We start from the raw sequence: 26125 nt of genomic DNA on the forward strand, positions 1-26125 counted from the left end.
AGATCGCGGCGGCCCTCGGAAGCGTCCGGGGTGTGTCACTCCTGGGCGGTCGCCGTCACGTCCTGCTCGGGCACCACCTGGCCCGAGCGGATGAGGTCGATCCGGCCCATCACCTTGGCCCGCAGATCGGTGGGCACGTCGTCACTGCCGCAGCAGCGCTTGACGAGCTTCTTCACCGCCTGCTCCAGGCCGTACTTCTCCAGGCACGGGGAGCACTCCTCGAAGTGGACCTCGAACTTGGTGCAGTCGCTGTCGGGCATCTCATGATCGAGGAACTCGTAGAGATGATCCAGGACCTCTGAGCAATCCGTCTCGTGCGGCTCTCCGCAGCTCATGAGCCCGAGCCTTTCAGATCGTTCGACGACTCTCCGGCGCCCGCGGGAACGAGCCCGCGGTCGCGGGCGTAGTCCTCGAGCATGCCGCGCAACTGGCGGCGGCCCCGGTGCAGTCGGGACATCACCGTACCGATGGGTGTCCCCATGATGTCCGCGATCTCCTTGTACGCAAAGCCCTCCACGTCCGCCAGATAGACGGCGATGCGGAATTCCTCGGGGATCGCCTGAAGCGCTTCCTTCACGTCGGAGTCCGGCAGGTGGTCGAGGGCCTGCGACTCGGCGGAGCGCAGTCCGGTGGACATGTGCGACTCGGCGCGGGCGAGCTGCCAGTCCTCGATCTCCTCGGCAGCGCTGCGCTGGGGCTCACGCTGCTTCTTGCGGTACGAGTTGATGAAGGTGTTGGTGAGAATGCGGTACAGCCACGCCTTGAGGTTGGTCCCCTCGCGGAACTGGTGGAAGGAGCCGTACGCCTTGGCGTACGTCTCCTGCACGAGATCCTCCGCGTCCGCGGGGTTACGCGTCATACGCAGCGCGGCGGAGTACATCTGGTCGAGGTAGCCGAGAGCGTCCCGCTCGAAGCGCGCGTTGCGCTCCGCGGTCGTCTCCTCGGGGCCTTCGTCGGTCCCTGTGTCGGTCCCAGTGACCGGACCCACCTCCTCCAGCGCTACGGCGAACCCGAATGCGGACCCGCTCGTTTCGGAGGATAGACGAGGAACCGCTCCGCCCGCCGCCGGAATAGGGGCGACCTTGGCCGCGGGCAGCACCGTCCACTCGAGGTCAGCGGCCTGCGGACGCGCGGGGCAGATGGTCGAACCCATGCGACGGACTCCCTCTTCCTTTGCTCTTCACACCGACATGCGTCACAACCGTGGTCGCGTGCTCCACATTCCCGCCGTCAGGAACGGAGTGACGCGACCCACGCGGCGACTTCGCGGGTGATCAGACCGAGGGCTTCGTCCTGGGTGAGGGCCGCCTTCTTGGGGACGGCGAAGCCGTGATCGCCGTACGGCACCTCGACGAGCCGGTGATCGCCTCCGGGGAACTCCTCGGGCTTCCCGAAGGGGTCGTTGCCGCCCTGGACGACGAGGGTCGGCAGGCCGGTGCCGAGGAGTTCGTCGGCGCGGGACCGCTCGGGCCTGCCCGGCGGGTGCAGCGGGAAGCTCAGGGCGAGCACGGCGGCGGCGCCCAGCTCCGCGCCGGTGCGGCAGGCGACCCGGGCGCCGGCGCTGCGGCCCCCGGCGATCACCGGGAGCCCCGGCTTCGCCAGGGCGGGCCAGAGGCCGCGCCAGCCGGTGTCGAGGGTCTTGGGCGCGGGCGCCACCTTCTTGCCGGCCACCCGCCAGGGCTGCTCCACGAGGGCGACGCTCACCCCCTCGCCGGGCAGCGCGGCGGCGAGGGCGACCAGGTCCCGGGCCTCGATCCCGCCGCCGGCGCCGTGGCCGAGGGCCAGCACCGCCCACGGCTTCCTCCCTGTGTGCCAGGTGATCCGCGCGTCCCCGGCTTCCGTCCCCACGATCTCCGCGATCTCCGTACGACTCATGGAGCCCATCCTGCCGCGCGCGCCGCCGAGGTGCCGGAAGCCCGAGGCGTCGGAACCGCCGGACCTCGAAACCCCGTGGCTCAGAAACCCCGAGGCCCAGAAACCCCGAGGCCTCAGAACAACGTGCCGATCTCCGGGCCGTCCAGCTCCTTGAGGAGCTCCGGGCCGTTGTTGCGGACGTTGCTCACCGCCGTCGCCACCGGATAGGCGCGCAGCAGCCCTCCCGGCGGCGGCGTGAGGAGGCCCTTCAGCTCGTCCGGGTCGGTACGGCGCGGGTCCAGCCACGCGTCCCACCGGTCCGGCGTCAGCATCAGCGGCATCCGCGGGTGGATGTCGGCGAGCGACCGGGGGCCGTCCTCCGGCGCCACGCCCAGCGGCCCCTTGTCCGCCTCCGTGGTGAGGACGGAGCACGTCACCCACCACGCCGCCGGATGGTCGTCCGGCAGGGTCGGGTCCCGCCAGAACTCGTAGAGCCCCGCCATCGCGAAGACCGACCCGTCCGCCGGGGTCACGAAGTACGGCTGCTTCCGCGGCCGCTTCTTCTTCCCCTCGACCTCCAGCTCCCGCTCGCCCGCCCCGGTCACCCACTCGTAATAACCGTCCGCGGGGAGGATGCACCGCCGCGCCTGGAACGCCCGCCGGAAGGAGGGCTTCTCGTCCACCGTCTCGGCCCGCGCGTTGATCATCCGGGCCGCGCCCTCGGGCGTCTTGGACCAGGACGGCACGAGACCCCACTTCAGCGTCCGCAGCTGGCGAACCGGACGCGGCGATTCCGCGTCTTTCAGAGGACGCTCCAGAACCGCGTGGACCTCCTTGGTGGGGGCTACGTTCCAGTCGGGAGCGAGGGTCTCCTCGGGCTCCCACTTCTCGACCCCGAAGATTCCCACCAGGTCCTCGGGCCTACGACTCGCCGCATACCGTCCGCACATACGTGCCACACTGCCACGATCCGCCACCCACGCTGAGGAGCCGTCCAGAAAATGACCGAAGTCCTCGGCACCCAGCCCGCCCCCGAACTGTGGCTGGTGATCGCGACGGCGCTCGCCGCCCTCGCGGCCACCGCGCCCCGCCCGATATGGCGCCTCTCGCGCAACGCCGTCACCATCGCCCACGAGGGCGGCCACGGCCTGATCGCGCTCCTCACCGGCCGCCGCCTCCAGGGCATCCGGCTGCACTCCGACACCAGCGGGCTCACCGTCAGCCGAGGCCGCCCCACCGGCATCGGCATGATCCTGACCGCCGCCGCCGGCTACACCGCGCCGTCGCTGCTCGGCCTCGGCGGCGCCTGGCTGCTCGCCGCCCACCGGATCACGCTCCTGCTGTGGGTGGCCACGGCGCTGCTGCTCGTCATGCTGGTGATGATCCGCAACGCGTACGGCGCGCTCACCGTCGTCCTCACGGGTGGCACCTTCTTCCTGGTCTCCTGGCTGACCGGACCGGACGTGCAGTCGGCGTTCGCGTACTCCTTCGTCTGGTTCCTGCTCCTCGGCGGGGTCCGCCCCGTCTTCGAGCTCCAGGCCAAACGCCGGCACGGCGGGGCGCCGGACTCCGACGCCGACCAGCTCGCCCGCCTCACCCATGTCCACCCGGTGATGTGGCTCTTCCTCTTCCACGCGGTCTCGATCTGTTCCCTGATCGGCGGAGGCCGCTGGCTGCTGGGGCTCTAGTCGGTGTGGGCCCCACTAAAGTGAGGGCATGACCGAAAGCTCCGCGCACTCCGAGCACGCCGCCCCGACCTCCGACCCCTGGCCCGCCCCGTACGCGAGTGGCGCCGTCGACGCGACCGTCACCGTGCCCGGATCCAAGTCGGTCACCAACCGCGGCCTGGTCCTGGCCGCGCTCGCCGCCGAACCGGGCTGGCTGCGCCGCCCGCTGCGCTCCCGCGACACGCTGCTGATGGCCGAGGCGCTGCGCACCCTCGGCGTGAAGATCGAGGAAGGCGTGGGCCCGGACGGCACGGGCGAGGCCTGGCGGATCATTCCGGCCGCACTGCGCGGCCCGGCGACCGTGGACGTCGGCAACGCCGGCACGGTCATGCGCTTCCTGCCGCCGGTCGCCGCCCTCGCCGACGGCCCCGTGCACTTCGACGGCGACGCCCGTTCGCACGAGCGCCCGCTGCACGGCGTGATCGACGCGCTGCGCGCGCTGGGCGCCCGGATCGACGACGACGGGCGCGGCGCGCTGCCGATGACCGTGCACGGAGGCGGCGCCCTGGACGGCGGCCCGGTGGAGATCGACGCCTCCTCGTCCTCCCAGTTCGTCAGCGCCCTGCTGCTCTCGGCGCCCCGCTTCAACCAGGGGGTGGAGGTACGCCATGTGGGCGCGAAGCTTCCCTCCCTGCCGCACATCCGGATGACCGTGGACATGCTGCGGGTGGTCGGCGCCCAGGTCGACGAGCCGGAGACGGGCGGCGAGCCGAACGTCTGGCGGGTCTCGCCCTCCGCGCTGCTCGGCCGTGACCTGGTCGTCGAGCCCGATCTGTCCAACGCCCAGCCGTTCCTGGCCGCGGCCCTCGTGACCGGCGGCCGGGTCACCGTCCCGGACTGGCCGGACCGGACCACCCAGCCCGGTGACGCGCTGCGCGAGATCTTCACCGAGATGGGTGGCTCCTGCGAGCTGACGGAGGCGGGGCTCACCTTCACGGGCACCGGCCGGATCCACGGCATCGACGTCGACCTGGGGGAGGTCGGCGAGCTGACCCCGGGCATCGCGGCGGTCGCGGCCCTCGCCGACTCCCCCTCGACGCTGCGCGGCGTCGCCCATCTGCGGCTCCACGAGACGGACCGCCTGGCCGCTCTGACCCAGGAGATCAACGGGCTCGGCGGCGATGTGACGGAGACCGAGGACGGTCTGCACATCCGCCCGCGCCCGCTGCGCGGCGGTGTCTTCCACACGTACCACGACCACCGGATGGCGACGGCGGGCGCGATCATCGGCCTCGCGGTCAAGGGTGTGGAGATCGAGAACGTCGCGACGACGGCCAAGACCTTGCCCGACTTCCCGAGGATGTGGACCGAAATGCTCGGAGCCTGAGCCATGCGGCGTTACGGGAAGCACACCGACGAGGACGACATCCGCCAGCGGCCCAACCGCAAGGGCAACCGTCCCCGTACCAGCATCCGCCCCAAGCACGAGGACGCGGTCGAGGGCATGGTCCTCACCGTGGACCGGGGCCGGCTCACGTGCCTGGTGGACGACCGGGTCGTGCTGGCGATGAAGGCGCGCGAGCTGGGCCGCAAGGCCGCCGTCGTCGGCGACCGGGTCTCGATCGTCGGCGACCTGTCCGGCGAGAAGGACACGCTGGCCCGGATCGTACGGATCGGTGAGCGCAGCTCCGTCCTACGCCGCACGGCCGACGACGACGATCCGTTCGAGCGCGTGGTCGTCGCCAACGCCGACCAGCTGGCGATCGTCACCGCGCTCGCCGACCCCGAGCCCCGGCCCCGGCTGATCGACCGCTGCCTGGTCGCCGCGTACGACGGCGGGCTGACCCCGCTCCTGGTCCTGACGAAGTCGGACCTGGCCCCGCCGGACGAACTCCTGGAGAAGTACGGCGCGCTGGGCGTGCCGTATGTGGTCACCACGCGCGACGAGTTCGTGGACGGGGTCGCCGCCGAGCGGGTCCATGAGCACCTGAAGGGGCGGACCACGGCGTTCGTCGGCCACTCCGGCGTCGGCAAGACGACTCTCGTCAACGCGCTGGTGCCGGCGGACCGCCGGCGGACCACCGGTGTCGTCAACGCGGTCACGGGACGCGGCCGGCACACCACCACCTCGGCCCTCGCCCTGCCGCTGAACGACCCCGAGGGCGGCTGGGTGATCGACACCCCGGGCGTGCGTTCCTTCGGACTGAACCACGTGGATCCGTCCCGCGTGATCCACGCCTTCCCCGACCTCGTACCGGGGACGGAAGGCTGTCCGCGGGCCTGCGGCCACGACGAGCCGGACTGCGCGCTGGACGCGTGGGTGGCCGAGGGGCACGCCGACCCGGCGCGGCTGAATTCGCTGCGGCGGCTGCTCGCCACCCGGGAACGACGCGAGGGCGACTGAGTCGCGCACGTTTGCGGTCGGCCACCCTTGGCAAGGGCATAATCGCACCAAGTGCGACGAAGCAGTCACCGACGGGCGTGGGAGGCACTGACGATGGCGTGGCTGCTGGTGGTGGTCGCCGGGATTCTGGAGACCGGGTTCGCGGTCTGCCTCAAGCTCTCCCATGGTTTCACCCGGCTGTGGCCGACGGTCGCCTTCGCCGCCTTCGCCCTGGGCAGCTTCGGCCTGCTGACGCTCGCCCTGCGCAAGCTGGACGTCGGTCCGGCGTACGCGGTGTGGACGGGCATCGGCGCGGCGGGCACGGCGATCTACGGCATGGTCTTCCTCGGCGACGTCGTGTCCACCTTGAAGATCGTCTCGATCACGCTGGTGATCGTGGGCGTCGTCGGCCTCCAGCTCTCCGGTTCCGCCCACTGATCCCGCGCGGCCTGGTCCCGCGCTGCACGGTCCCGCACGGCCTGGTCCCGCGCCGCACGATCCCGCAGGGCGGCGTTCGCCGGGACCGCGCCGGCCGCGATCGTGTGTCCCGGGGCGACGACGTAGGAGAGGGCGAGGCGCATGACGACCTCGCAGCACCGCAGCGCCCGCTCCGCGTCCTCGGCCCATCCGCCCTCTCCCTCGACCAGCGCCGTCGCCGCCCGGTCGCGGACCTGCCCGAGCAGGTCCGTGGGCGAGGGCACACCCGCGTCGGCCCGCCGCTGGGCGGGGACCGCCGAGGCCCGCGCACCGGCCCTGGCCGGCCGGGGCGCCGGGAGCCGCTCGCCCCAGCAGCCGGTGAGCAGGGCCCGCAGCAGCGGGCGGGCGCCCGCCTCCGTGACGGTCCACTCGGCGACGGCGGCGACGTTCCGCTCGGGCGGGAGCGGCCGGGCCAGGATCCGTTCCACGCCCCGCAGATAGGCGTCCGCCTCGCGCCGTACCAGAGCGCGGGCGAGCCCCTCCTTGCTGCCGAACTCGTTGTAGAGGGTCTGCCGCGAGACGCCCGCGGCGGACGCGACGTCGACCATCCGGACCGCGGACCAGGGCAGCAGCGCGACGGCCGTGAGCGCGGCGTCGAGCAGGGCATCACGGGCAGTAGGCATCGTCGCCTCCCGGCCAGAACGGTTCTGCGCACAGAGTTGACGGGCCGCCACGCACTGTCAAGGGCTCTCGTGGGCCCACGCTCCTTCGGGGGATAGAGTTTCGACCATGGCCGATTACCACGATGATCTGCGTCTCGCCCATGTCCTCGCGGATGCCGCCGACGCGGCCACCATGGACCGGTTCAAGGCGCTCGACCTGAAGGTCGAGACCAAGCCGGACATGACGCCCGTGAGCGAGGCCGACAAGGCCGCCGAGGAGCTGATCCGGGGTCAGCTCCAGCGGGCGCGGCCGCGCGACGCGATCCTCGGCGAGGAGTACGGCGTCGAGGGCACGGGCCCGCGCCGCTGGGTGATCGACCCGATCGACGGCACGAAGAACTACGTCCGCGGTGTGCCGGTCTGGGCCACGCTGATCGCGCTGATGGAGGCCGGCGACACGGGCTTCCAGCCGGTCGTGGGCGTGGTCTCGGCGCCGGCGCTGGGCCGCCGCTGGTGGGCGGCGAAGGGCGCGGGGGCCTACACCGGCCGCAGCCTGACCTCGGCGACCCGGATCCACGTCTCGAAGGTCTCGGACCTCGCGGACGCCTCCTTCGCGTACTCCTCGCTGAGCGGCTGGGAGGAGCAGGGGCGGCTCGACGGCTTCCTCGACCTCGCGCGCGCGTGCTGGCGGACGAGGGCGTACGGCGACTTCTGGCCGTACATGATGGTGGCCGAGGGCTCGGTGGACATCTGCGCCGAGCCGGAACTGTCCCTCTGGGACATGGCGGCGACGGCGATCATCGTCCAGGAGGCGGGCGGCACCTTCACCGGCCTGGACGGGCAGCACGGCCCGCACAGCGGCAACGCGGCGGCGTCGAACGGGCTGCTCCACGGCGAACTGCTGAGCTATCTGAACCAGAAGGGCTGACCGCCCGGCCCCGTTCGTCCGCGTTCAACCGCGTCGGTCCGCGCTCCACCGCGTTCACCACCGCACCGACCGCACCCACCACCACGGGCGCCCCGGGCGCCCCCACGGACGCCTTGCGCGCCCCCTTGTTGAGCCGGTCACCCGATGCCACTCTAAGAGTCCCCCCACTTGTGAACTTGTGAATCGGTTCTCGTTGAAGGCGGAACCTGTTCGCCAAGGAGGTGGCTCCATACATGCTCGTCCGTGACGCCATGAGCACGCTGGCCCTGACCCTCGGACCCGCCCACACCCTTCGCCAGGCGGCCCGGCTGATGTCGGCCCGCCGGGTCGGCGCGGCCATAGTCCTGGACACCGACACCAGCGGGCTCGGCATCCTCACCGAGCGCGACATCCTCAACTCGATCGGCGCGGACCAGAACCCCGACCTGGAGACGGTCGGGGCCCACACCACCAACAACGTCGTCTTCGCCGCGCCGACATGGACCCTGGAGGAGGCCGCGGCGGCCATGACCCACGGCGGGTTCCGTCATCTGGTCGTGCTCGACGGGACGGGCCCCGTGGGCATCGTCTCGGTGCGCGACATCATCCGCTGCTGGACCCCGGCGCATCGGCGCACGCACGAGCTGGCCGGCTGACGCCACGACGCGAAAGGGCCGGACTTCCGTGAGGAAGTCCGGCCCTCTCTTTCTACGACAAGCGTCCTCAGCCGCGCAGGGCCTGGACCGCGGCCTCGAGCCGCTTGCCGAAGTCGCCGTCCGCCTGGCGGAAGTTGTTGATCGCGCGCTCGGCGATGTCGTCACGCGACACCTTGGCGATGAAGCCCGCGAGGTTGTCGATCAGACGGCCCTTCTCGTCCTCGGACATCAGGCGGTAGAGGTTGCCCGCCTGGACGAAGTCGTTGTCCTCGGAGTGGATCGGGGCGGCGTGGTCGCCGGTCACACCGGTCACCGGGACCGGCTGCCACAGCGGGCGGTCGATCTGGTGCGGACCGCCGAAGCTGTTGGGCTCGTAGTTCTTCGCGCCCTTGTGGCGGCCGTCGTACAGGAAGCCGTCACGGGAGTTGGTGCGCGCCTCGGTGGCGTGCGGGCGGTTCACCGGCAGGTGGTCGGCGTTGATGCCGACGCGGTAGCGGTGGGCGTCGCCGTAGGCGAAGAGACGGCCCTGGAGCATCTTGTCCGGGGACGGGCCGATGCCCGGCACGAAGTGCGCGGGGCTGAAGATCGACTGCTCGACCTCGGCGAAGATGTTCTCCGGGTTGCGGTTGAGCTCCAGCTTGCCGATCTCGATCGGCGGGTAGTCCGCGTGGGGCCACACCTTGGTCAGGTCGAACGGGTTGAAGCGGTAGTTCGCCGCCTCGGCCGCCGGCATGATCTGGACCTGCACGGTCCAGGACGGGAAGTCACCGCGCTCGATGGCCTCGCGCAGGTCGCGCTGGTGGCTGTCCGGGTCCTCACCGGCGAGCTTGTTGGCCTCGTCCTGTGTGAGGTTCTTGATGCCCTGGTCGGTCTTGAAGTGGTACTTGACCCAGAAGACCTCGCCGGCCTCGTTGTTCCACTGGTAGGTGTGCGAGCCGTAGCCGTTCATGTGGCGGTACGAGGCGGGGATGCCGCGGTCGCCGAAGAGCCAGGTCACCTGGTGGGTCGACTCGGGGGACAGGCCCCAGAAGTCCCAGACGTTGTCCGCCTCCTGGGAGCCCGTGTACGGGTCGCGCTTCTGGGTGTGGATGAAGTCCGGGAACTTGATGGCGTCCTTGATGAAGAACACCGGGGTGTTGTTGCCGACGAGGTCGTAGTTGCCCTCTTCGGTGTAGAACTTCAGCGCCCAGCCGCGCGGGTCGCGCACCGCGTCGGCCGCACCGAGGTTGCCCGCGACGGTGGAGAAGCGCAGGAACGTCTCGGTCTGCTTGCCGACCTCGGAGAGGAACGCGGCGCGCGTCCACTGCGAGACGTCGCGGGTGAGCGTGAAGGTGCCGTACGCGCCGGCGCCACGCGCGTGGACCACGCGCTCCGGGATCCGCTCGCGGTTGAAGTGGGCGAGCTTCTCGAGGAGGAGCTGGTCCTGGACGAGGACGGGACCGCCGACGCCCGCCGTCTCGCTGTTCTGGTTGTCGGCGACCGGCGCGCCGGCCTCCGTTGTGAGCGGTCCCTGCGTCACGTGCGCCTCCTGCGTCATTTCCTGCAAGTCCTGTCCCTCGGCCGTCCATGCCCCTGTGGGAGCCCTTGGCCAATGCCAGGATTGATCCTACGATAGACATTGTCTAAGTCAAGTGAACTTCCAAAGTCACACCCGTTCGGGACCTGGGTCCCTCCACTGTTAGGCTGGTCCCCATGAGTGACCTGTTGGAACGACTGCGCGGCCGCGGCTGGCGGATGACCGCGCAGCGGCGTGTGGTGGCCGAGGTCCTCGACGGGGATCACGTACACCTGACCGCCGACGAGGTCCACGCCCGCGCCGTGGAGCGGCTGCCCGAGATCTCCCGGGCGACCGTCTACAACACGCTGGGCGAGATGGTCACCCTCGGTGAGGTCATGGAGGTCGCGACGGACGGCCGCGCGAAGCGGTACGACCCGAACGCCCACCGACCGCACCAGCACCTGGTCTGCGGCCGCTGCGGCATGATCCGCGACGTCCATCCGGCGGGCAACCCGCTGGCGGACCTGCCGGACACGGAGCGCTTCGGTTTCACGATCTCGGACGTCGAGGTCACGTACCGAGGGGTCTGCCCGAACTGCGCCACGACCGCCTGAGACCCACACGCCCTGAGACCCACACACGAAAGCCCCCGGACTTCGGTCCGGGGGCTTTTTCGTGGATCGGCGACACCGGTGATGTGGATGGGTCACGACGAAGGCCCGGATCCAGTGACTGGATCCGGGCCTTCGTTGCTACTGAGTAGCGGGGACAGGATTTGAACCTGCGACCTCTGGGTTATGAGCCCAGCGAGCTACCGAGCTGCTCCACCCCGCGTCGGTGAACCCAACCTTACGGGACGCCCACCACCAGCGCAAATCGTTGATCAGCCACTACGCGGTCAGCTCCTGATGGAGCGCCTCGCTCAGCCGTGCGGCGCGCTCGGCCACCTCGGCGGGGCCCAGCTCCACGGCGCGGGCGCACCAGCGCCGCCCCTCCGTCAGCTCGCCCCGGCGCGCCGCGAGCAGCGCGAGCCGCAGGGCCGCGCGCCCGTGTCCGGCGCGGGCGGCGCGGGTCCACCACAGGGCCGCCTCGCGCTCGCTGCCCTCGCGGGCGAGCAGCAGCCCGAGGTTGAAGGCGCCGTTGCGGCTGCCCGCCTCGGCCGCCTCGCGGTACCAGTGGGCCGCTTCGGCCACGTCACCGCGGGCGGCGGCCAGCATGCCCACCCGTACCTGCGCGCGCCGGTGCCCCTGCTGGGCGGCCCTTTCGTACCACTCCTCGCACTCGGTCTTCTCCTCGCGCGGCGCGCCGAGCGCGGGCGGGGCGGGCTCCGGGCGGCGGGCGTCGAGGACGGTGGCGAGGCGGAACGCGGCCTCGGCGCTCCCGCCGCCCGCCGCGCACCGCAGGTGCCGCTCGGCGGCCTGCTCGTCGCCGTCCCGCAGGCAGGCGATGCCGACCTGGAGGGCCGCCTCGGTGTGCCCGGCCGCCGCGGCACGCTCGTACCAGGTCAGCGCCGTACGGTCGTCGTCGCGACCCGCGTAGAGGATGCCGAGGTTGAAGGCGGCGTCCACGCTGCCGGCCTCGGCGGCCTTGGAGAACCACGGCTCCGCGCCGCCCGCGTCCCCGGCCTGGAGGAGCAGCACGGCGAGCGCGTTGGCCGCCTCGCGGTGACCCGCGTAGGCGGCCCGGCGGTACCACTGCTCGGCCTGCTGTGTGCGGTCCTGGGCGGCGCAGAGCAGCCCGAGGTTGTACGCCCCGTTCACGTCGCCCGCGTCCATGGCGGCGCGGTACCAGCGCTCGGCGGTCTGCTGTTCGCCCCGGGCCGCGTGCAGGGCGCCCAGCGCGTTGGCAGCGTTGCCGTCGCCGTCCTGGGCGGCGCGCAGCCACCACACGGCGGCGCTCTCCTCGTCGCCGGCGTCGCGCAGCAGGAAGCCGAGCGCGCAGGCGGCCTTCGCCTCGCCCTCCTTGGCCGAGCTGAGGTACCAGCGGCCGGCCTCCTTCAGCTCACCGCGCTTCTCCAGGATCGCGCCGAGGTGCAGCGCGGCCCGCCGGTGCCCCCGCGCCGCGGCCTGCCGGTACCACTGCTCGGCCTCGGCCAGCTCACCACCACCCGACGGCCCGCTGCCCGGGCCGCCCGCGCCGTCGGGCGCCGTCGCGGCCCGCAGCCGCGTCCCGGTGCCGTGCGGGGCCGTGGCGGCCCCGTCCGCCGTGCCGGTGGCACGGGCTTCGAGGGTGCGCGCCAGCCGGTAGGCGGCCTCACGGTGGCCCTGCTCGGCGGCGGCGCGCAGCCAGCGCTCCGCGCCGACGTCGCTGCGGTGTTCCAGCAGCTCGGCGAGGGCATAGGCGCCCAGGGCGTGGCCCTGCTCGGCGGACTGGCGCAGCCAGTACTCGGCGGCGGGCTCGTCGCCGCGCTCGCGGTGGTAGCGGCCGAGCGCGTGGGCGGCGGGCGCGGAGCCCGCGACGGCGGCGACCCGCCACCAGCCCGCGGCCTCCTCGGCGTATCCGCGCTGATGCAGCAGCACGCCCAGGTTGTTGGCGGCGGCGCGGTCCCCCTCGGCGGTGGCGCCGCGCAGGTACGGCTCGGCGCCGTCCAGGTCCCCCCTGCGCAGCAGCAGCGCGCCGAGCACGCTCATGGACGCGGCGTCGCCGCGCTCGGCGGCACGTCGGTGGCGCGCCTCGGTCTCGGTCTCGTTCTCGTTCTCGGCGGTGGTGTCGACGGTCTCATCGACGGCCACCGCGGCCTCGATGATGTCATCCGCGGCACGCTGGGCGTGCCGCCGCACAAACCGCCCCGTATCCAACAGAGTTGCCCTGTCCCCCATAAATTCCATCGTCGCACCACCCGCAACGCGCGTACACCTGGTATACCGCAGCCAGTGAGGTCACTTCAGCGTTTTGTCGACATGCCCACAGAGTGACAAGTCAAACACGTCTCACCCCAAGTCGCCCCGCCCGTCGCGCTCTTCGGGGGCGCGCGGCGCCCTCCGAGCACGACAAAGGCCCGGATCCTGATGGATCCGGGCCCTTGCCTTCAGTAGCGGGGACAGGATTTGAACCTGCGACCTCTGGGTTATGAGCCCAGCGAGCTACCGAGCTGCTCCACCCCGCGTCGTTGTTCCGTAAAGGTACCACGACATGGGGTGGAGTCCGTCATCCGCTCGGCGGGCTCGCGCTGGTGGACGGGGTGGTCGACGGCTTGGGCGCCGTGTTCCCGGCCGGCTTGTCGCCGCTCTTGCCCGTCTCCGGCTTCAGCTTGGCGCCGGCGTCCGCCGCCTGCTGGAGCGCCTTCTGCAGGGCCTCCTGCGCCTTGCCGTAGGCGGTCCAGTCGCCCTTCTGCAGCGCCGCCTCACCGTCGTCGTACGCCTTCTGCGCGTCGGCGATGGCCTTCTTCAGGGCGGCGTCGTTGGTGGTCGGCGTCGTCGGCGGAGTGGTGCCGGGCTCCTCGGGCTGCTGAGGCGGCGTCGCTCCTTCGACCCCGAAGACCGCGTTCAGGGCGTCGGTGAAGTTGTTCTCGAACACCGTGGTGTCCTTGGTCGTGTCACCGTCCGGCTGGTCCGCGTCCACGTACGACACCGCGACCTTCTTCAGCAGCGGGTACTGCGCGTTGCGGCCCTGGGCGTACACCGGCTCGACGTAGAGGAAGCCTCCGTCGAGCGGCACGGTCAGCAGGTTGCCGTACAGGATGTCGGAGTCGGCACCCTTCATGTCCCGGACGAAAGTGGCCACGGACGGGAGGCTGTTGAGCTTGTTCTGCACCTGCTGGGGTCCGGGGACGTCCGAGGTGACTCTCAACAGCCTTATACGGCCGTAGTCCTTGCTGCCGGCGTCGGCGTCGACCGCCATGAAGCCGCCCAGGTTGGGCCGCCCGTTCGGGGTGAACGTCGTCGTCAGCGAGAACCGCTGGGTGTCGTCCCCGGGCATCTTCATGCTCAGGTAGTACGGCGGGACGGCGCTGCCCTCCCTGGTGGTCGGGTCGTCCGGCACCTGCCAGGCGTCCGAGCCGCTGTAGAACTGCGCCGGGTCCTTCACGTGGTACCGGGTGAGGAGCTCGCGCTGGACCTTGAACATGTCCTGCGGGTAGCGCAGGTGCTGCATCAGCTCCGGCTTGATCGTCTCGCGTGGCTGCACGGTGTCCGGGAACGCCTTCATCCACGTCTTCAGGACCGGGTCGTTCTTGTCCCACTGGTAGAGCGTCACCGTGCCGTCGTAGGCGTCCACGGTGGCCTTGACCGAGTTGCGGATGTAGTTGACCTGGTTCTGCTGGGCCACGACCGCGCGCTGCTGGTTGCCCACGGTCAGGGAGTCCGCCGTGGTGGCGCCGAGCGTGGTGCGCGAGGCGTACGGATAGCCGTTCGTCGTCGTGTACGCGTCGACGATCCACTGGATCTTGCCGCCGACGACCGCCGGGTAGGCGTCGCCGTCGATGGTCAGCCAGGGTGCGACCGCCTCGACGCGCTCCTTGGGGGTGCGGTTGTAGAGGATCCGCGAACCCTCGCCGATGGCCCCCGAGTACAGGATCTGCGGCTCGCTGAACGCGACCGCGTAGGCGGCGCGGTTGAAGGCGTTGGAGAGGTTGACCCCGCTCCTGCCCTCGTAGCTGGTGGTCTTCTCGCCGTTCTCCTCGTAGTCCAGCTCCTTCTGCGGCCCGCCGACGATCGAGTACTGGTCGGTCTTCTCGCCGTAGTAGATCCGCTGCTGGTACGGGCCGAGCGTCCCGGTGGTCGGCAGGCCGGCCTCGGTGAAGATCGGGGAGCCGTTGGCATCCGTCTGCGTGCCCGCGGCCATGATCGCGCCATAGCCGTGGGTGTACGTGAAGTGGTCGTTGATCCAGTTCCGCTTCGGGATGCCCTTGATGTTGAGCTCACGCAGGCCGACGACGGTGTCCTGGCCCTTGTAGCGGTCGACGTCGAGGGTGGTGGGGAACTGGTAGTACTTCCGCTTCTGCTCCAGCTGCTGGAACGTCGGCGAGACGATGTTCGGGTCGATCAGCCGGTAGCTGGCCGCCGTGTCGGCGTCGGTGCGCAGCTGGTCCTTGGCCTTGACCGTGGACTTGCCCGAGTAGTTCTCCGGCTCCGTCCCGGCGATGTCGTAGGCCTTGCGGGTCGCGTCGATGTTCTTCTGGATGTACGGCGCTTCCTTGGCCTGCTCGTTCGGCTGGACCTGGAACTTCTGCACGATGGCCGGGTACAGGCCGCCGATCAGGATCGCCGAGAGGACCATGAGCCCGAAGCCGATCACCGGCAGCTGCCAGGTGCGGCGCCACAACGTCGCGAAGAACAGCACGGCGCAGATCACGGCGATGCAGAAGAGGATCGTCTTCGCCGGGAGATAGGCGTTGGCGTCGACGTATCGCAGGCCCGTCCAGTTGCCCGCCGCCTTGAAGTCGCTGGACTTCACGGCCAGGCCGTACCGGTCGAGCCAGTACGCCACGGCCTTCAGCGAGACGAAGACGCCGAGCAGCACCGACAGGTGACCGGTCGCGGCGGCGGTGGCGCGCGCGCCGGGGCTGGTGACGCGCAGCCCGCCGTAGAGGTAGTGGGTCATCGCGGCGGCGATCAGCGAGAGGATGGTGGCCGCGAAGCCGAAGGCGAGCAGGAAGCGGTACCAGGGCAGGTCGAAGGCGTAGAACGCCACGTCCAGCTGGAACTGCGGGTCCTTCTGGCCGAACGGCACGCCGTTCACCCACATCAGCCAGGTCCGCCACTGGCCGGAGGCCGAGGCGCCGGCGATCAGGGCCACCAGGGCGGTGATCGCGAGCAGCACCCACTTCTTGTAGGGAGCCAGACCCATGCGGTACCGGTCGAGGCTCTGCTGCTCCAGCGACATCGCGCTCAGCGGCGGCCGGAGCCGGTGCGCCAGCCAGATGTTGAGCCCGACCGCGAGCCCCATCAGGAGACCGAAGACGGCGAAGAGGCCGATCTTGGTCCACAGGGTCGTGGTGAACACGGACGAGTACTGGACCGAGCGGTACCAGAGCCAGTCCGTCCAGAACCCGGCGAACATGACGAACAGCATGGCCAGGACGGCCAGCACGCCCAGTGTCATGAGCAGGGTGCGGGCCCGCCGGGACGGCCGGCCGACTCTGATCCTTGGCCCTGACGGGCCTCCGCCGCCTCCGCGGTCCGGCATCTGGAAAGCCAACGTGCGCCCCTCGAGGTTGATGCGTCGATAAGCAGGCTCCGCGATCGTAGAGCCCACTGGTGCAACTTACTGAAGCTTTACCTAGTTCCCGTCTTCGGGGCATGAAGAGGCAGGATGTTCCCCATGTCCAACGTTTCCCCTTCCGGCACCCCCATGGCCGCGAGCCCCCTCACCCGCGCGGTGCTCGAGATCGACGAGTACGCCTCCGGTCTGGGCTGGGACCGGCCCGCCCGGCTCTTCGCCCTGGTCGACACCGCCCGGCTGCGCGCCCAGGAGCCGGGGCTGGCCTCGCAGCTCGGCCTCGCGGGCGGCGAAGCCGCCGCGTTCACCCCGATCGAGCAGGAGGAGCTGCCGGCCGGGAAGCCCCTCGACGAGTTCCTCGGCACCATCGCCTGGCCCGACGCGGTGGCCGGCTGCGCGCTGACGGTCGAGCGGCTGATGCTGCCGCCGTCCGCGGAGGCGTCCGTGCCGGACGGCCTGAACGAGGCCGCGCTGGCGAAGTGGGTGGCCCGGCACCCGGACCGCCAGGAGGTCCGCATGACGGTGGCGGTGCTGCGCAACGGCGCCCGTGAGGCGGCGATCCGGCTGCGGGAGAAGGACTCGCCGAACGAGGTGCTGACGGGGGCCGACCTGGTGCCGGGCCTCGCGGACGCCCTGGCGGCGACGTTCGAGTCCTGACCCTGGAAGAGCCGGTCCGGGGGCGGGGCGCCCGCTCCCGGACCGGTCGCTCAGCTCTTGGAGCAGCTGGGCAGGTTCGCGGTGTCGCCCTTGCGGAGCTTCTCCAGCGACTTCGTCGCGTCGTCGATGGTGTCCACCTTGATGAGGGTGAGACCGTCGGGGATGTCGGAGGCGGCGGACTCGCAGTTGTCGGCCGGGGTGAGGAAGTACCGGGCGCCGGCCTCGCGCGCGCCGACCAGCTTCATCTCGATGCCGCCGATCGGGCCCACCTCGCCCTTCTCGTCGATGGTGCCCGTACCGGCGATGAACCTGCCGTCGGTGAGGGAGCCGGGCGTCAGCTTGTCGACGATGCCGAGCGCGAACATCAGCCCGGCACTGGGACCGCCGACGTCGGCGAGCTTGATGTCGATCGTGAACGGGAAGACGTGGTCGGTGCCGGCCTGGATGCCGACGATCGCCCGGTCGCCCTCCTGGGACTTCGCGGTGGTGATCGTGACCTCGCGGGTGGCGGTGGGCTCCTTGCCGGCCTTCTCGGCCGCGGCCGCCTCCTTGGCGGGGACGATTCTGAACTCGACCTTCTCGCCGGGCTTGTGCGTGGTGACCTGCTTGGCGACGTCCCCGGGCTCCTTCACGGGCACGCCGTCGACGGCCTTGATCACGTCCCCGGCGTGCAGGGTGCCCTGGGCGGGGCTGTCCTTCACCACGGAGGCGACGACGACCCGGGTGGTCACCGGGATGCCCAGCTCGCGGAGGGCGGCGACCTTGGCGCTCTCCTGGGACTGGGAGAACTCCTCGGCGTTCTCCTGGCTCGACTGCTCCTCGGTCTTGCCGTCCGGGTAGAGGGTCTCCTTGGGGACGACCACGTTGTCGTGGGCGAGCCAGCCGTAGACCGCCTCGACCATGTTCATCCGGTAGTCCGCGCTGGTGACGCGGACCGTCGTCATGTTGAGGTGCCCGTCCGTGGGGTAGGTCTGACGACCCGCGATCTGGAGGACCGGCTCTCCCTTGACCTCACCGAGGGTGTTGACGGTGGGTCCCGGGCTCATCTCGGCGTACGGCACCGGTACGAAGACGCCCACACAGAGCAGAGTGATCAGGACCAGAGTGGAGGCGAGCATCGTCGCAGTGCGGCGTGGCATGGAACGACAGTACGGGACCGGTCCGTGAGTGCACCCGTGGGGCGGGGCCGTACGAGGCGGCCGGCGAGCGGAAGTCAGCCGGAGACGTGGCTACTGCGTACGGAGGACGGGGCGGACGGGGAGGCCGTCGACGTCATCTCGCGGTCGGCGCCTTCGGCACCGGAATGGGAACGCTCCATCGCGTCCCGGAACCGGGCGTAGCCGGCGAGCTCGGCGACGTCCCCGATGGTCTTGTTCCTCGTGGTCCAGCTTCCCCATATAGCCGCGCCGACGACGGCGAAAAGCGGAATCAGCAACCAGGCCAGCGCTGCCATCCCGACCTCCCATCCCCAATGAGCCACCGCAATCGACCGGGATCCGGTCGATCAGCAGATTAACGATCTGCACGATCAACGCTGCTGCCGGGGGGACGGTTACGCAAATCGGGCGTTCGACTACAGGGGGTCGGCGCGGTGTGCCGGCGGAGAGGCGGGGCTCAGCAGGCTCCGACCCACTCCTCCGTGCCGTCGGAGAAGGTCTGGTGCTTCCAGATCGGGACCTCGTGCTTGAGGTCGTCGATCAGTTTGCGGCAGGCCTCGAAGGCCTCCCCGCGGTGCGGGCAGGAGACCGCGACGACGACCGCGAGGTCGCCCACCTCCAGATCGCCCACCCGGTGGACGGCGGCCAGGGCGCGGACCGGGTAGTCGGCGACGACCTTCTCGGCGACCCGGCGCATCTCGGCCTCGGCGGAGGGGTGGCAGGAGTACCCGAGCGTGTCGACATCGGCTCCGCCGTCGTGGTTGCGCACGGTGCCGACGAAGAGCGTCGTCCCGCCGGCCGCGTCGTCGCCGACCGCCCGGAAGACCTCGTCGACCGAGAGCGGGGTGTCGCGGATCGCGAGGAGCTTGATCGGGTCGGCGGCGGCCTGCTCGCCGGGGTGGTCGTTGGTTCGTGCCATGGGGCCATGGTGCCGCACGGCACGGACATCGCGGAATAGCGTTTTCGACCGGTGGACCCGTCCCTCCGTAGGAGGGTCCTACAGGCCGCGCCGCCGCCGTGCCCGCCTGACCAGCGCCGCCGTGCCGAGCAGGGCGACCGTCGCGCCCGCCGCGCCCGCCGCCGTGGCGTCCTTGCGCCCGAGTCGGCGGCCCGCGAGCGTGTGCCGGCCCTCGACCTCCTCCAGGAGCGCGGCGAGCACCTCCTCGTTGGTCCACCGGGGCCGCCAGCCCGCGTCGTGCAGCCGCCCGACGCTGACCACCCAGGGGTGCATGGTGTACGCCAGGTCGCCCGCCGGGGACGGGGTGAGTCCGATCCGGTGCAGCCGGGCCGCCGCGCCGAGCGCCACGGCGGAGGGCAGCTCCATGCGCCGGATCCCGGAGAGCTCCTCGACCTCCTCCTGCTCGAGCCAGCCGTCGCAGCCGACGGCGAACTCGCCTTCGACCTTCTCCAGGGCGGCGTACTCCAGGGCGCTGACGAGGTCCTCGACATGGCAGAACTGCCAGGTGGGACGGGATCCGGCGACCACGAGCAGCCGGGGGGACTCGAAGTAGCGGGTCAGCGCCGTGTCCGTACCACCGACCAGGACGGCGGGCCTGACGACGGTGACGTGCAGGCCGGGGTGGGCGCGGGGCGCGCGGCGGCCGAGCCGTTCGATCTCCAGCATGTCGCCGACGCCGGTGGCCTCGGCGGTCGCCCGCAGCTCGGCGTCCTCGGAGAGCGGGATGTCGTTGTCGGGCAGGGCGCCGTAGACCATGGCGGAGGTGCAGAGCACCACCCGGTGGACCCCGGCCGCCGCGGCGGCGGTGAGGACGGTCTGCGCGCCGCGTACGTTGTAGGCCGTTCGGGCGGCCGCGTCCGACTCGAGGTCGAGGTCGACGGCGAGGTGCACGACCACGTCCACGCCGCGCAGCTTCTCGGCGATCGCGGGGTCGCGGACGTCGAGGATGTGCCACTGCGCCTCGGACACCTCGCCCCGGCGCTCGTCGATCGCGACGACCTGCTTGATCTCGTCGGACGCCGCGAGGCGCCTGGTCAGCAGGTCGCCGACCCCGGAAGCGGCGCCGGTCACCGCGACCACGGGCCCGCGGCCGACGGACCGGGTTGAGATGTTTCGCGCTGCGCGAACCTGAGGATCTGGGGAACTCACCGGGCGTCTCCAGCGGTTGTCTTCAGTACGTACACGAATGACACGTACGTACCAGGTGGCGTCCATCCTGCCGCAGGCCACGGCCCGGCGGAGCACCGAGCCCATATCCGGCCCGGATGTCTACGCTGGTGGTGTGTAGCGGGCAGTCGCCGTCGGCAGGAGGCCGGCGGCCCTACGAGCCGAGGAAACCTGTGAGTGACACCCCATTCGGATTCGGCCTTCCGCCGGAGGAGCCGGAGAACGGCGACGAGGGCAAGAAGAAGGACCCCGCCGGAGGTGGCCAGGGGTCCGGTGGCCAGGGCGGCGGGAACCCGTTCGGTGCCAATCCCTTCGGTTTCGGCGGTCTGCCCGGCATGGGCGGTCCGGGCGGGGCGGACAATCCCTTCGCGGCGATGTTCGGCTCCCTGAACCCGAACGACCTGGGCGCGGCCTTCCAGCAGCTCGGCCAGATGCTCTCGTACGAGGGCGGCCCGGTGAACTGGGACATGGCCAAGCAGATCGCCCGCCAGGTGGTCGCCCAGGGCACCTCCGACGGCACCAAGGACGCCAGTGTCGGCCCGGCCGAGAAGGCCTCGGTCGAGGAGGCGGTGCGCCTGGCCGACCTGTGGCTGGACGGGGTGACCTCCCTGCCGTCCGGGGCGAGCACGGCGGTGGCGTGGAGCCGCGCGGAGTGGGTCGAGGCGACGCTGCCGGCGTGGCAGCAGCTGGTGGACCCGGTCGCCGAGCGGGTCGGCGCGGCGATGGGCGACGTGCTGCCCGAGGAGATGCAGGCCATGGCGGGCCCGCTGATCGGCATGATGCGCTCCATGGGCGGCGCCATGTTCGGCCAGCAGATCGGCCAGGCGGTGGGCGCGCTCGCGGGCGAGGTCGTCGGCTCGACCGATGTCGGTCTGCCGCTCGGCCCTGCCGGCAAGGCGGCGCTGCTGCCGCTGAACATCGAGGCCTTCGGCAAGGACCTGGGTGTCCCCAAGGACGAGGTCCGGCTGTATCTGGCGCTGCGCGAGGCCGCCCACCAGCGGCTCTTCGCCCATGTGCCGTGGCTGCGCTCGCATCTGTTCGGCGCGGTCGAGGGTTACGCCCGCGGGATCAAGGTCGACACCTCCAAGCTGGAGGACGCGGTCGGCCAGCTGGACCCGACGCACCCGGAGCAGCTGCAGGAGGCTCTGCAGCAGGGCATGTTCCAGCCCGAGGACACGCCGGAGCAGAAGGCCGCCCTGGCCCGTCTGGAGACGGCGCTCGCGCTGGTCGAGGGCTGGGTGGACGCGGTGGTCCACGAGGCCGCGAAGTCCCGGCTGACCTCGGCCGACGCGCTGCGCGAGACGCTGCGCCGGCGCCGGGCGAGCGGTGGGCCGGCCGAGCAGACCTTCGCGACGCTGATCGGCCTCGAGCTGCGCCCGCGCCGGCTGCGGGACGCCGCGCGGCTGTGGGCCTCGCTCACGGACGCGCGCGGTGTGGACGGCCGTGACGATCTGTGGGAGCACCCGGACATGCTGCCGACGGCGTCCGACCTGGACGACCCGGACGGCTTCGTCCACCGCGAGCAGCTCGACTTCTCCGAGCTGGACAAGATGCTGGGCGAGGCGGCGGGCAAGCGGGACCGCTCCGAGGACGACGAGGACGACAGCGACAAGTGAGCCTGCACGACGACGCGGTCCTGGTCCTGAAGGCGTACGACAGCGGGCACGACGGCCAGGGCGAGCTGCGTCAGACCTATCTGGATCATCTGGCCGCGCACGAGGACGGCATGTGGAAGGCGTGCGACGCCGGGCATCTGACGGCGAGTGCGCTGGTCGTCGATCCGGAGCGCGGGCGGGTCCTCCTGACGCTGCACAGGAAGCTCGGCATGTGGCTGCAGATGGGGGGCCACTGCGAGCCGGGGGACGCCACGGTGGCCGCGGCCGCGCTGCGCGAGGCGACGGAGGAGTCCGGGATCGCCGGTCTGACGCTGCTGCCGGGCGGCCCGGTGCGCCTGGACCGGCACGCCATTCCGGCGCCCTGTCACTGGCATCTGGACGTGCAGTACGCGGCGCTGGCTCCGGCCGGTTCGGTGGCGGAGATCAGCGAGGAGTCGCTGGACCTGCGCTGGTACGGCTACGACGAGGTCGCGGACGTGGCCGACGCGTCGGTGGTCCGGCTCCTCCAGGACACCCTGGCACGGCTGTAGCCCGGCACGGGTAAGGGGCGGTCGCCATTGGCGACCGCCCCTTACCCGTAGGAAACCCTCATCCGTGAACGGGCTCAGTTCCAGGCGTTGTTCTGGTTCTGGGCGTGCGAGCCGTGCTGGCCGGCGCCGAACTGGGCGGCGACGCCCTGGCCGATGGCCGCGTTCTGCGGCGGCATGACCTCGCTCGGCTGGACCAGGGCGAAGCCCTGCCCGAGGAAGCTCAGCTCCCAGCCCTCGCCCGTGGTGCCGCGGCGGCGGCGGACGTTGGAGTTCGTCGTCTGTGCCTGCATCTGCACGCGCAGCCCGGTGGACCAGGCGACGATGGCGTCCGCGTCGACGTTGACGTACTTCTCCGGCGTCACGTGCATCATCAGCGGCTGACCGGAGGTCATGAGGGCGACCTTGCCGCGGCCGGAGATGTTGAGCTGGTACTTCCCGGAGCCGGAGATGCCGTACTGGCTGTCGACGGCGATGACTTCGGTGTGCAGGGTCGAGTCCAGCGCCAGGACATAGGCGCTGTCCACGGTCATGCCCTCCTGGTCGACCTCCACGACGTGGATGTACTGGGCGAGGTTGGCGAAGTAGACCGTGCCCTGGCCGGAGCAGCGCATGAGGTCGAGGCCTTCGCCGGTGCGGGCCTGGGCCCGGCGCTGGCTGGGCGTCTGGTACTCGCCGTCGAAGTCGACGAGCCCCTGGTAGGCCACCATGGCGCCCTTGCGGGCGAGGATGTCGTCCTGGCCGGTGAGGGCGACCCGCAGCAGCTGCGGGTTCTGGATGACGTACCGTTCCTGGCTCTGCTGCTCGGCGTAGTTGAAAAGCGGGCTCTGCATGGTGTGTTCTCGCTCCCCCTCAGCCCCGGATCCGCAGGCGGTCGGTGCTGTCCTCGCTCGGCTGTACGACGACGATGCCCTGGCCGGAGAAGGCCATCTGGAACGCCTCGCCGCTGCCCCGCCCGATCAGGGACGAGGCCTTGAAGCTGCGCTTGCCCTTGACCTTGAGCGCCGGCGACCAGGCGACGAGCGCGTCGGGGTCGACGTACGTCTCGTCCTCGCCGCGGCCGCAGTCGACGACGATCGGGGTGCCGCGCGAGGTCAGGGCGACCCAGCCGGTTCCGGCGATCTCGACGTTGAACAGGCCCTGCCCGGCGAACTTGGCGAGGCCCTTGACCTTCTCCACGCCCCACTGGAGGTGGGCGTCGAAGGCGAGGAGGTTGGTGCCGTTGACGGAGAGCGAGTCGTTCTGAAGGTTGATCACGACGACGTCCGCGCCGTAGTCGGCGAGGTAGAGCAGTCCGTCGCCGGAGCACTTCATGATGGGCGCGCCCTCGCCGGTGATCCACTGCTGAGCCACCTGGCGGGCGGCGGGCGGGTTGGGCTCGTAGGTGACGAAGCCCTCGTAGGCGACCATCGAGCCGGTGCGCGCGTACAGGTCCTGGCCGGAGGCCATGGCGACCTTCAGCATGGTGCGGCCGTGGTTCTCCATCCGGGCCGCCATGGGGGTCGGGGCGAAGCCCGCGAGTTGCTGGTTCATTCTTCGGGCTCCCTCAGACCTCGTAGGGCTGGACGACGATGAAGTTGCCGGGGGCGCCCCGGAACTGGAGGTTCACGGTCTCGCCGCTGTGTCCGGGGTACGCGTTGCGGCGCAGCCGGACCTGGCTGGAGAGGATGACCTGGGACGCGGACGACCAGGCGACGACCGCGTTGCAGTCGGCGAAGGTGGTCGGCGTGACGGGCAGGACGACCGGGATGCCGTGCGTCTTGACGACGACGGTGCCGGTGCCTTGGAACTGCATGGTGAACAGCGCGCCGCCGGGGATTCCGTGGCCCTCGATCCGGCGCACCTCGTACTGCAGGGACTCGTCGAAGGCGAGCACGTTCTCGGCGGAGACGCAGATGCCGTCGCCCTGGAGCTCGATCGGGTGGAGGTGGGCGCCCTCCTCGGCGAGGAAGACCTGGCCGCGGCCGGTACAGCGCATGAGCTGCATCTCCTGGCCGGTGGCGTTGCCGACGATCCGGCCGGCGAAGCCGGCTCCCTTGTGGCTGAACTCGACCTTGCCCTGGTACATGACCATGCTGCCCTGGCGGGCCAGGACGGGCACGCCGCCCATGGCGAGGTCGACCCGCATGAGCTGCTGGTTCTGCGGCGTCCAACGGGCGCCGGTGGCGGTCTCCTTGTACGGCTGGAGCGCCGCGGCGAGTCCGGCGCCGGTGGCCGGGACGCCCTGGGGAACCCCCTGCGGGACACCCGGCTGACCCGGCATGCCGGGGGGCTGCTGGCCGAACTGCGGCTGTCCGTACCCGCCGGGGGCGGGGTGGCCGTACGGCGCGGGCGCGCCGGGCGGGGGGAACTGACCGGGGACCTGACCGGGGACCTGGCCGAACTGCGGCTGCTGGGGCGGCTGCGGCTGGCCGTACGGGGCGGGAGCGGGGGCCGGAGCGGGCGGGGCCATGGGCGCCGCCATCGTGGGGCCCGCGTGCACCGGCTGGACCGGGGCCTGCGGCGCCGGAGCCGGTGTCCCGAACGCCGGGGCGGGCTGCGGAACCTGCGGCGCGGCCGGAGCGCCGAAGGCGGGCGGGGCGAAGCCCGGGGCGCCCTGGGGCTGCTGCGCGGCGGGCTGCTCCTCGGCGACCTCGCCGCCGAAGTTCTTCAGCAGCGCGTCGAGGCCGCCGTCGAAGCCCTGGCCGACGGCGGCGAACCGCCAGACGTCCTTGAGGTAGAAGTCGCCGAGCATGACGGCGCGCTCCGTGGAGAACTCGGAGCCCGTGAAGGCGTACCGGACGACCTCCTCGCCGCCCGCCACGATCCGGATGTAGCCGGGACCGATCTGCGACATCTGGCCGGCGCCGTCGATGGTCGCGGTGAACGACAGCTTGTGGATGTTCGCCGGGATGCGGTCCAGCGTGACGCGGAAGGACTCCGTGTCGCCCGACTGCGCGCCGAGCAGCTGGATCGACTCCTCCGGCGACTTCGGCTGGTTGAAGAAGATGAAGTACCGGTCGTCCGAGAGCTGCTCGTTCGCGTCGAGGCCGAAGCAGCTGATGTCGAAGGTCAGTCCGGGTGCGGCGATCTGCACGCCCACGTACAGATCGGTCCCGGGTGTCAGATCACTGATCTTGGCCTTGTGGCCGCGTTGGAATTCCCTGGCCATGCGTAACGACCGTCCCCCATCCCGAAATACGAATCCGTCGCGTCAGGCTAACGGCTGGATCCGACATTGAGGCAAGCCGGTACGCATTCGGTACAGGATTGCAGCGGTCACTCCTCACGGGCTCCCGGCAGGTGGGGCAGCCGGTCCGCGGCGACCACGCCCTCGAGATATCCGCGCGCCCGTTCGGTCCTCGGGTACGCCTCGAGGAGCCGCCAGAACCGGGGGCCGTGACCCGGCACCAGGAGATGGGCCAGCTCGTGGACGAGGACGTAGTCGACGACGTACTCGGGCATGCCCTGGAGGCGGTGCGAGAGTCGGATGCTGCCCTCGGAGGGGGTGCACGAGCCCCAGCGGGTGTTCTGGTTGGTCACCCACCGCACGGACGCCGGTCGGGCCCGGCCGCCGAAATACTGTTCCGACAACCGCTCGGCCCGCTCGGTCAGCGCGCTGTCGCCGAGGACGCGCCTGCTCTCCTGGGCGGCGAGCTTGTCCAGCATGACCGTCACCCAGCGCTGCTCCTCCGCCTCGGACATCCGGGCCGGGATGAGCACGATCGTCCGGTCGCCCTCACGGTAGGCGGAGACGGTTCTCCTCCGCCGGGAGCTTCTGCGGACCTCGACCGCACTCGTCCCCGAGCCGCGGGGCGGTTTGCTTGTCACGCTGCGCTGTGGGTCGGCGGGCACGGCCCC

The 26125-nt window shown here is 71.1% G+C and carries 26 protein-coding genes and 2 tRNA genes; 10 read left to right on the forward strand and 18 right to left on the reverse strand.

Translation table 11 applies throughout. The annotated features are described in order from the left end of the window. Positions 1 to 35: 35 nt before the first annotated feature. The 4 genes from rsrA to ACF06X_RS21700 all read right to left on the reverse strand — a co-directional run bounded on the left by rsrA (position 36) and on the right by ACF06X_RS21700 (position 2804). Positions 36 to 335 (reverse strand): mycothiol system anti-sigma-R factor, encoded by a 300-nt coding sequence (rsrA, locus tag ACF06X_RS21685; RefSeq protein WP_392288883.1) that lies wholly within the window; start codon positions 333 to 335, stop codon positions 36 to 38. Then, positions 332 to 988, reverse strand: coding sequence for a sigma-70 family RNA polymerase sigma factor (locus ACF06X_RS21690; RefSeq protein ID WP_189600590.1), 657 nt, complete (start codon positions 986 to 988; stop codon positions 332 to 334). Before ACF06X_RS21690 ends, rsrA begins: the two co-directional genes overlap by 4 nt. Positions 989 to 1230: 242 nt before the next feature. Then, positions 1231 to 1875 (reverse strand): alpha/beta family hydrolase, encoded by a 645-nt coding sequence (locus ACF06X_RS21695; protein WP_392288884.1) that lies wholly within the window; start codon positions 1873 to 1875, stop codon positions 1231 to 1233. 113 nt (positions 1876 to 1988) lie between these two features. Then, positions 1989 to 2804 carry an SOS response-associated peptidase gene (locus ACF06X_RS21700; RefSeq protein ID WP_392288885.1) on the reverse strand — a complete coding sequence of 272 codons (816 nt, stop codon included), beginning with the start codon at positions 2802 to 2804 and terminating at the stop codon, positions 1989 to 1991. Between the two features lie 51 nt (positions 2805 to 2855). Here ACF06X_RS21700 and ACF06X_RS21705 point away from each other — a divergent pair, with 51 nt between their 5' ends. The 4 genes from ACF06X_RS21705 to ACF06X_RS21720 all read left to right on the forward strand — a co-directional run bounded on the left by ACF06X_RS21705 (position 2856) and on the right by ACF06X_RS21720 (position 6342). Then, positions 2856 to 3542 carry a M50 family metallopeptidase gene (locus ACF06X_RS21705; protein WP_392288886.1) on the forward strand — a complete coding sequence of 229 codons (687 nt, stop codon included), beginning with the start codon at positions 2856 to 2858 and terminating at the stop codon, positions 3540 to 3542. A gap of 28 nt (positions 3543 to 3570) precedes the next feature. Next, positions 3571 to 4908, forward strand: coding sequence for a 3-phosphoshikimate 1-carboxyvinyltransferase (gene aroA / locus ACF06X_RS21710; RefSeq protein WP_392288887.1), 1338 nt, complete (start codon positions 3571 to 3573; stop codon positions 4906 to 4908). A 3-nt stretch (positions 4909 to 4911) separates the two neighbouring features. Further along, on the forward strand, positions 4912 to 5925 hold the full coding sequence (gene rsgA, locus ACF06X_RS21715; protein ID WP_392288888.1) for a ribosome small subunit-dependent GTPase A: 1014 nt from the start codon (positions 4912 to 4914) through the stop codon (positions 5923 to 5925). Between the two features lie 93 nt (positions 5926 to 6018). After that, positions 6019 to 6342, forward strand: coding sequence for a DMT family transporter (locus ACF06X_RS21720; RefSeq protein WP_392289044.1), 324 nt, complete (start codon positions 6019 to 6021; stop codon positions 6340 to 6342). On the opposite strand, the gene ACF06X_RS21725 is transcribed toward ACF06X_RS21720, so the two are convergent. After that, a complete protein-coding gene (locus ACF06X_RS21725; RefSeq protein WP_392288889.1) occupies positions 6234 to 7004 on the reverse strand; it encodes a TetR/AcrR family transcriptional regulator in 771 nt (256 codons plus the stop codon). The two genes, ACF06X_RS21720 and ACF06X_RS21725, sit on opposite strands and share 109 nt — an antisense overlap. Positions 7005 to 7110: 106 nt before the next feature. Here ACF06X_RS21725 and hisN point away from each other — a divergent pair, with 106 nt between their 5' ends. Continuing rightward, entirely contained in the window at positions 7111 to 7911 is an 801-nt protein-coding gene (gene hisN, locus ACF06X_RS21730) for a histidinol-phosphatase (protein ID WP_392288890.1), read from the forward strand. 233 nt (positions 7912 to 8144) lie between these two features. Next, on the forward strand, positions 8145 to 8546 hold the full coding sequence (locus ACF06X_RS21735; RefSeq protein WP_392288891.1) for a cyclic nucleotide-binding/CBS domain-containing protein: 402 nt from the start codon (positions 8145 to 8147) through the stop codon (positions 8544 to 8546). A 67-nt stretch (positions 8547 to 8613) separates the two neighbouring features. On the opposite strand, the gene ACF06X_RS21740 is transcribed toward ACF06X_RS21735, so the two are convergent. Beyond that, positions 8614 to 10065, reverse strand: coding sequence for a catalase (locus ACF06X_RS21740; RefSeq protein ID WP_392288892.1), 1452 nt, complete (start codon positions 10063 to 10065; stop codon positions 8614 to 8616). 173 nt (positions 10066 to 10238) lie between these two features. Between ACF06X_RS21740 and ACF06X_RS21745 the strand changes: the two genes are divergently transcribed. Continuing rightward, positions 10239 to 10658: a Fur family transcriptional regulator gene (locus ACF06X_RS21745; protein WP_392288893.1), complete on the forward strand. Its 420-nt coding sequence runs from the start codon at positions 10239 to 10241 to the stop codon at positions 10656 to 10658. A gap of 146 nt (positions 10659 to 10804) precedes the next feature. Here ACF06X_RS21745 and ACF06X_RS21750 read toward each other — a convergent pair. From ACF06X_RS21750 to ACF06X_RS21765, 4 genes are all read right to left on the reverse strand, one after another. Beyond that, positions 10805 to 10878 (reverse strand) — tRNA-Met (locus ACF06X_RS21750). 56 nt (positions 10879 to 10934) lie between these two features. After that, positions 10935 to 12872, reverse strand: coding sequence for a tetratricopeptide repeat protein (locus tag ACF06X_RS21755; RefSeq protein WP_392288894.1), 1938 nt, complete (start codon positions 12870 to 12872; stop codon positions 10935 to 10937). Positions 12873 to 13076: 204 nt separating this feature from the next. Next, positions 13077 to 13150 (reverse strand) — tRNA-Met (locus tag ACF06X_RS21760). A 41-nt stretch (positions 13151 to 13191) separates the two neighbouring features. Beyond that, positions 13192 to 16170, reverse strand: a complete 2979-nt coding sequence (locus ACF06X_RS21765; RefSeq protein ID WP_392288895.1) for a UPF0182 family protein — start codon at positions 16168 to 16170, stop codon at positions 13192 to 13194. A gap of 135 nt (positions 16171 to 16305) precedes the next feature. Between ACF06X_RS21765 and ACF06X_RS21770 the strand changes: the two genes are divergently transcribed. Next, entirely contained in the window at positions 16306 to 16860 is a 555-nt protein-coding gene (locus tag ACF06X_RS21770) for a PPA1309 family protein (protein ID WP_392288896.1), read from the forward strand. Positions 16861 to 16910: 50 nt separating this feature from the next. On the opposite strand, the gene ACF06X_RS21775 is transcribed toward ACF06X_RS21770, so the two are convergent. The 4 genes from ACF06X_RS21775 to ACF06X_RS21790 form a co-directional block, all read right to left on the reverse strand. After that, complete coding sequence (locus tag ACF06X_RS21775) at positions 16911 to 17999, reverse strand: PDZ domain-containing protein (protein WP_392288897.1); 1089 nt, start codon at positions 17997 to 17999, stop codon at positions 16911 to 16913. Positions 18000 to 18073: 74 nt separating this feature from the next. Beyond that, entirely contained in the window at positions 18074 to 18313 is a 240-nt protein-coding gene (locus tag ACF06X_RS21780) for a hypothetical protein (RefSeq protein WP_392288898.1), read from the reverse strand. A gap of 161 nt (positions 18314 to 18474) precedes the next feature. Then, entirely contained in the window at positions 18475 to 18936 is a 462-nt protein-coding gene (locus tag ACF06X_RS21785; protein ID WP_391934923.1) for a molybdenum cofactor biosynthesis protein MoaE, read from the reverse strand. Between the two features lie 78 nt (positions 18937 to 19014). Further along, positions 19015 to 20124 (reverse strand): SDR family oxidoreductase, encoded by a 1110-nt coding sequence (locus tag ACF06X_RS21790; protein WP_392288899.1) that lies wholly within the window; start codon positions 20122 to 20124, stop codon positions 19015 to 19017. Between the two features lie 191 nt (positions 20125 to 20315). On the opposite strand from ACF06X_RS21790, the gene ACF06X_RS21795 reads away from it, so the two are divergent. Beyond that, entirely contained in the window at positions 20316 to 21758 is a 1443-nt protein-coding gene (locus ACF06X_RS21795) for a zinc-dependent metalloprotease (RefSeq protein WP_392288900.1), read from the forward strand. Then, entirely contained in the window at positions 21755 to 22288 is a 534-nt protein-coding gene (locus tag ACF06X_RS21800) for an NUDIX hydrolase (protein WP_392288901.1), read from the forward strand. Before ACF06X_RS21795 ends, ACF06X_RS21800 begins: the two co-directional genes overlap by 4 nt. A gap of 74 nt (positions 22289 to 22362) precedes the next feature. On the opposite strand, the gene ACF06X_RS21805 is transcribed toward ACF06X_RS21800, so the two are convergent. From ACF06X_RS21805 to ACF06X_RS21820, 4 genes are all read right to left on the reverse strand, one after another. After that, the gene (locus tag ACF06X_RS21805; RefSeq protein WP_392288902.1) at positions 22363 to 23118 is read right to left on the reverse strand and encodes an AIM24 family protein; all 756 of its coding nucleotides are present in this window, start codon (positions 23116 to 23118) and stop codon (positions 22363 to 22365) included. A 19-nt stretch (positions 23119 to 23137) separates the two neighbouring features. After that, positions 23138 to 23818, reverse strand: a complete 681-nt coding sequence (locus ACF06X_RS21810; protein ID WP_392288903.1) for an AIM24 family protein — start codon at positions 23816 to 23818, stop codon at positions 23138 to 23140. A 13-nt stretch (positions 23819 to 23831) separates the two neighbouring features. Beyond that, a complete protein-coding gene (locus tag ACF06X_RS21815) occupies positions 23832 to 25436 on the reverse strand; it encodes a TerD family protein (RefSeq protein WP_392288904.1) in 1605 nt (534 codons plus the stop codon). 107 nt (positions 25437 to 25543) lie between these two features. Continuing rightward, positions 25544 to 26119, reverse strand: a complete 576-nt coding sequence (locus ACF06X_RS21820; protein ID WP_392288905.1) for a M48 family metallopeptidase — start codon at positions 26117 to 26119, stop codon at positions 25544 to 25546. Positions 26120 to 26125: the final 6 nt, after the last annotated feature.

The sequence above is a fragment of the Streptomyces sp. NPDC015346 genome (assembly GCF_043078785.1).
In the GTDB taxonomy this organism is placed as follows: Bacteria; Actinomycetota; Actinomycetes; order Streptomycetales; family Streptomycetaceae; genus Streptomyces.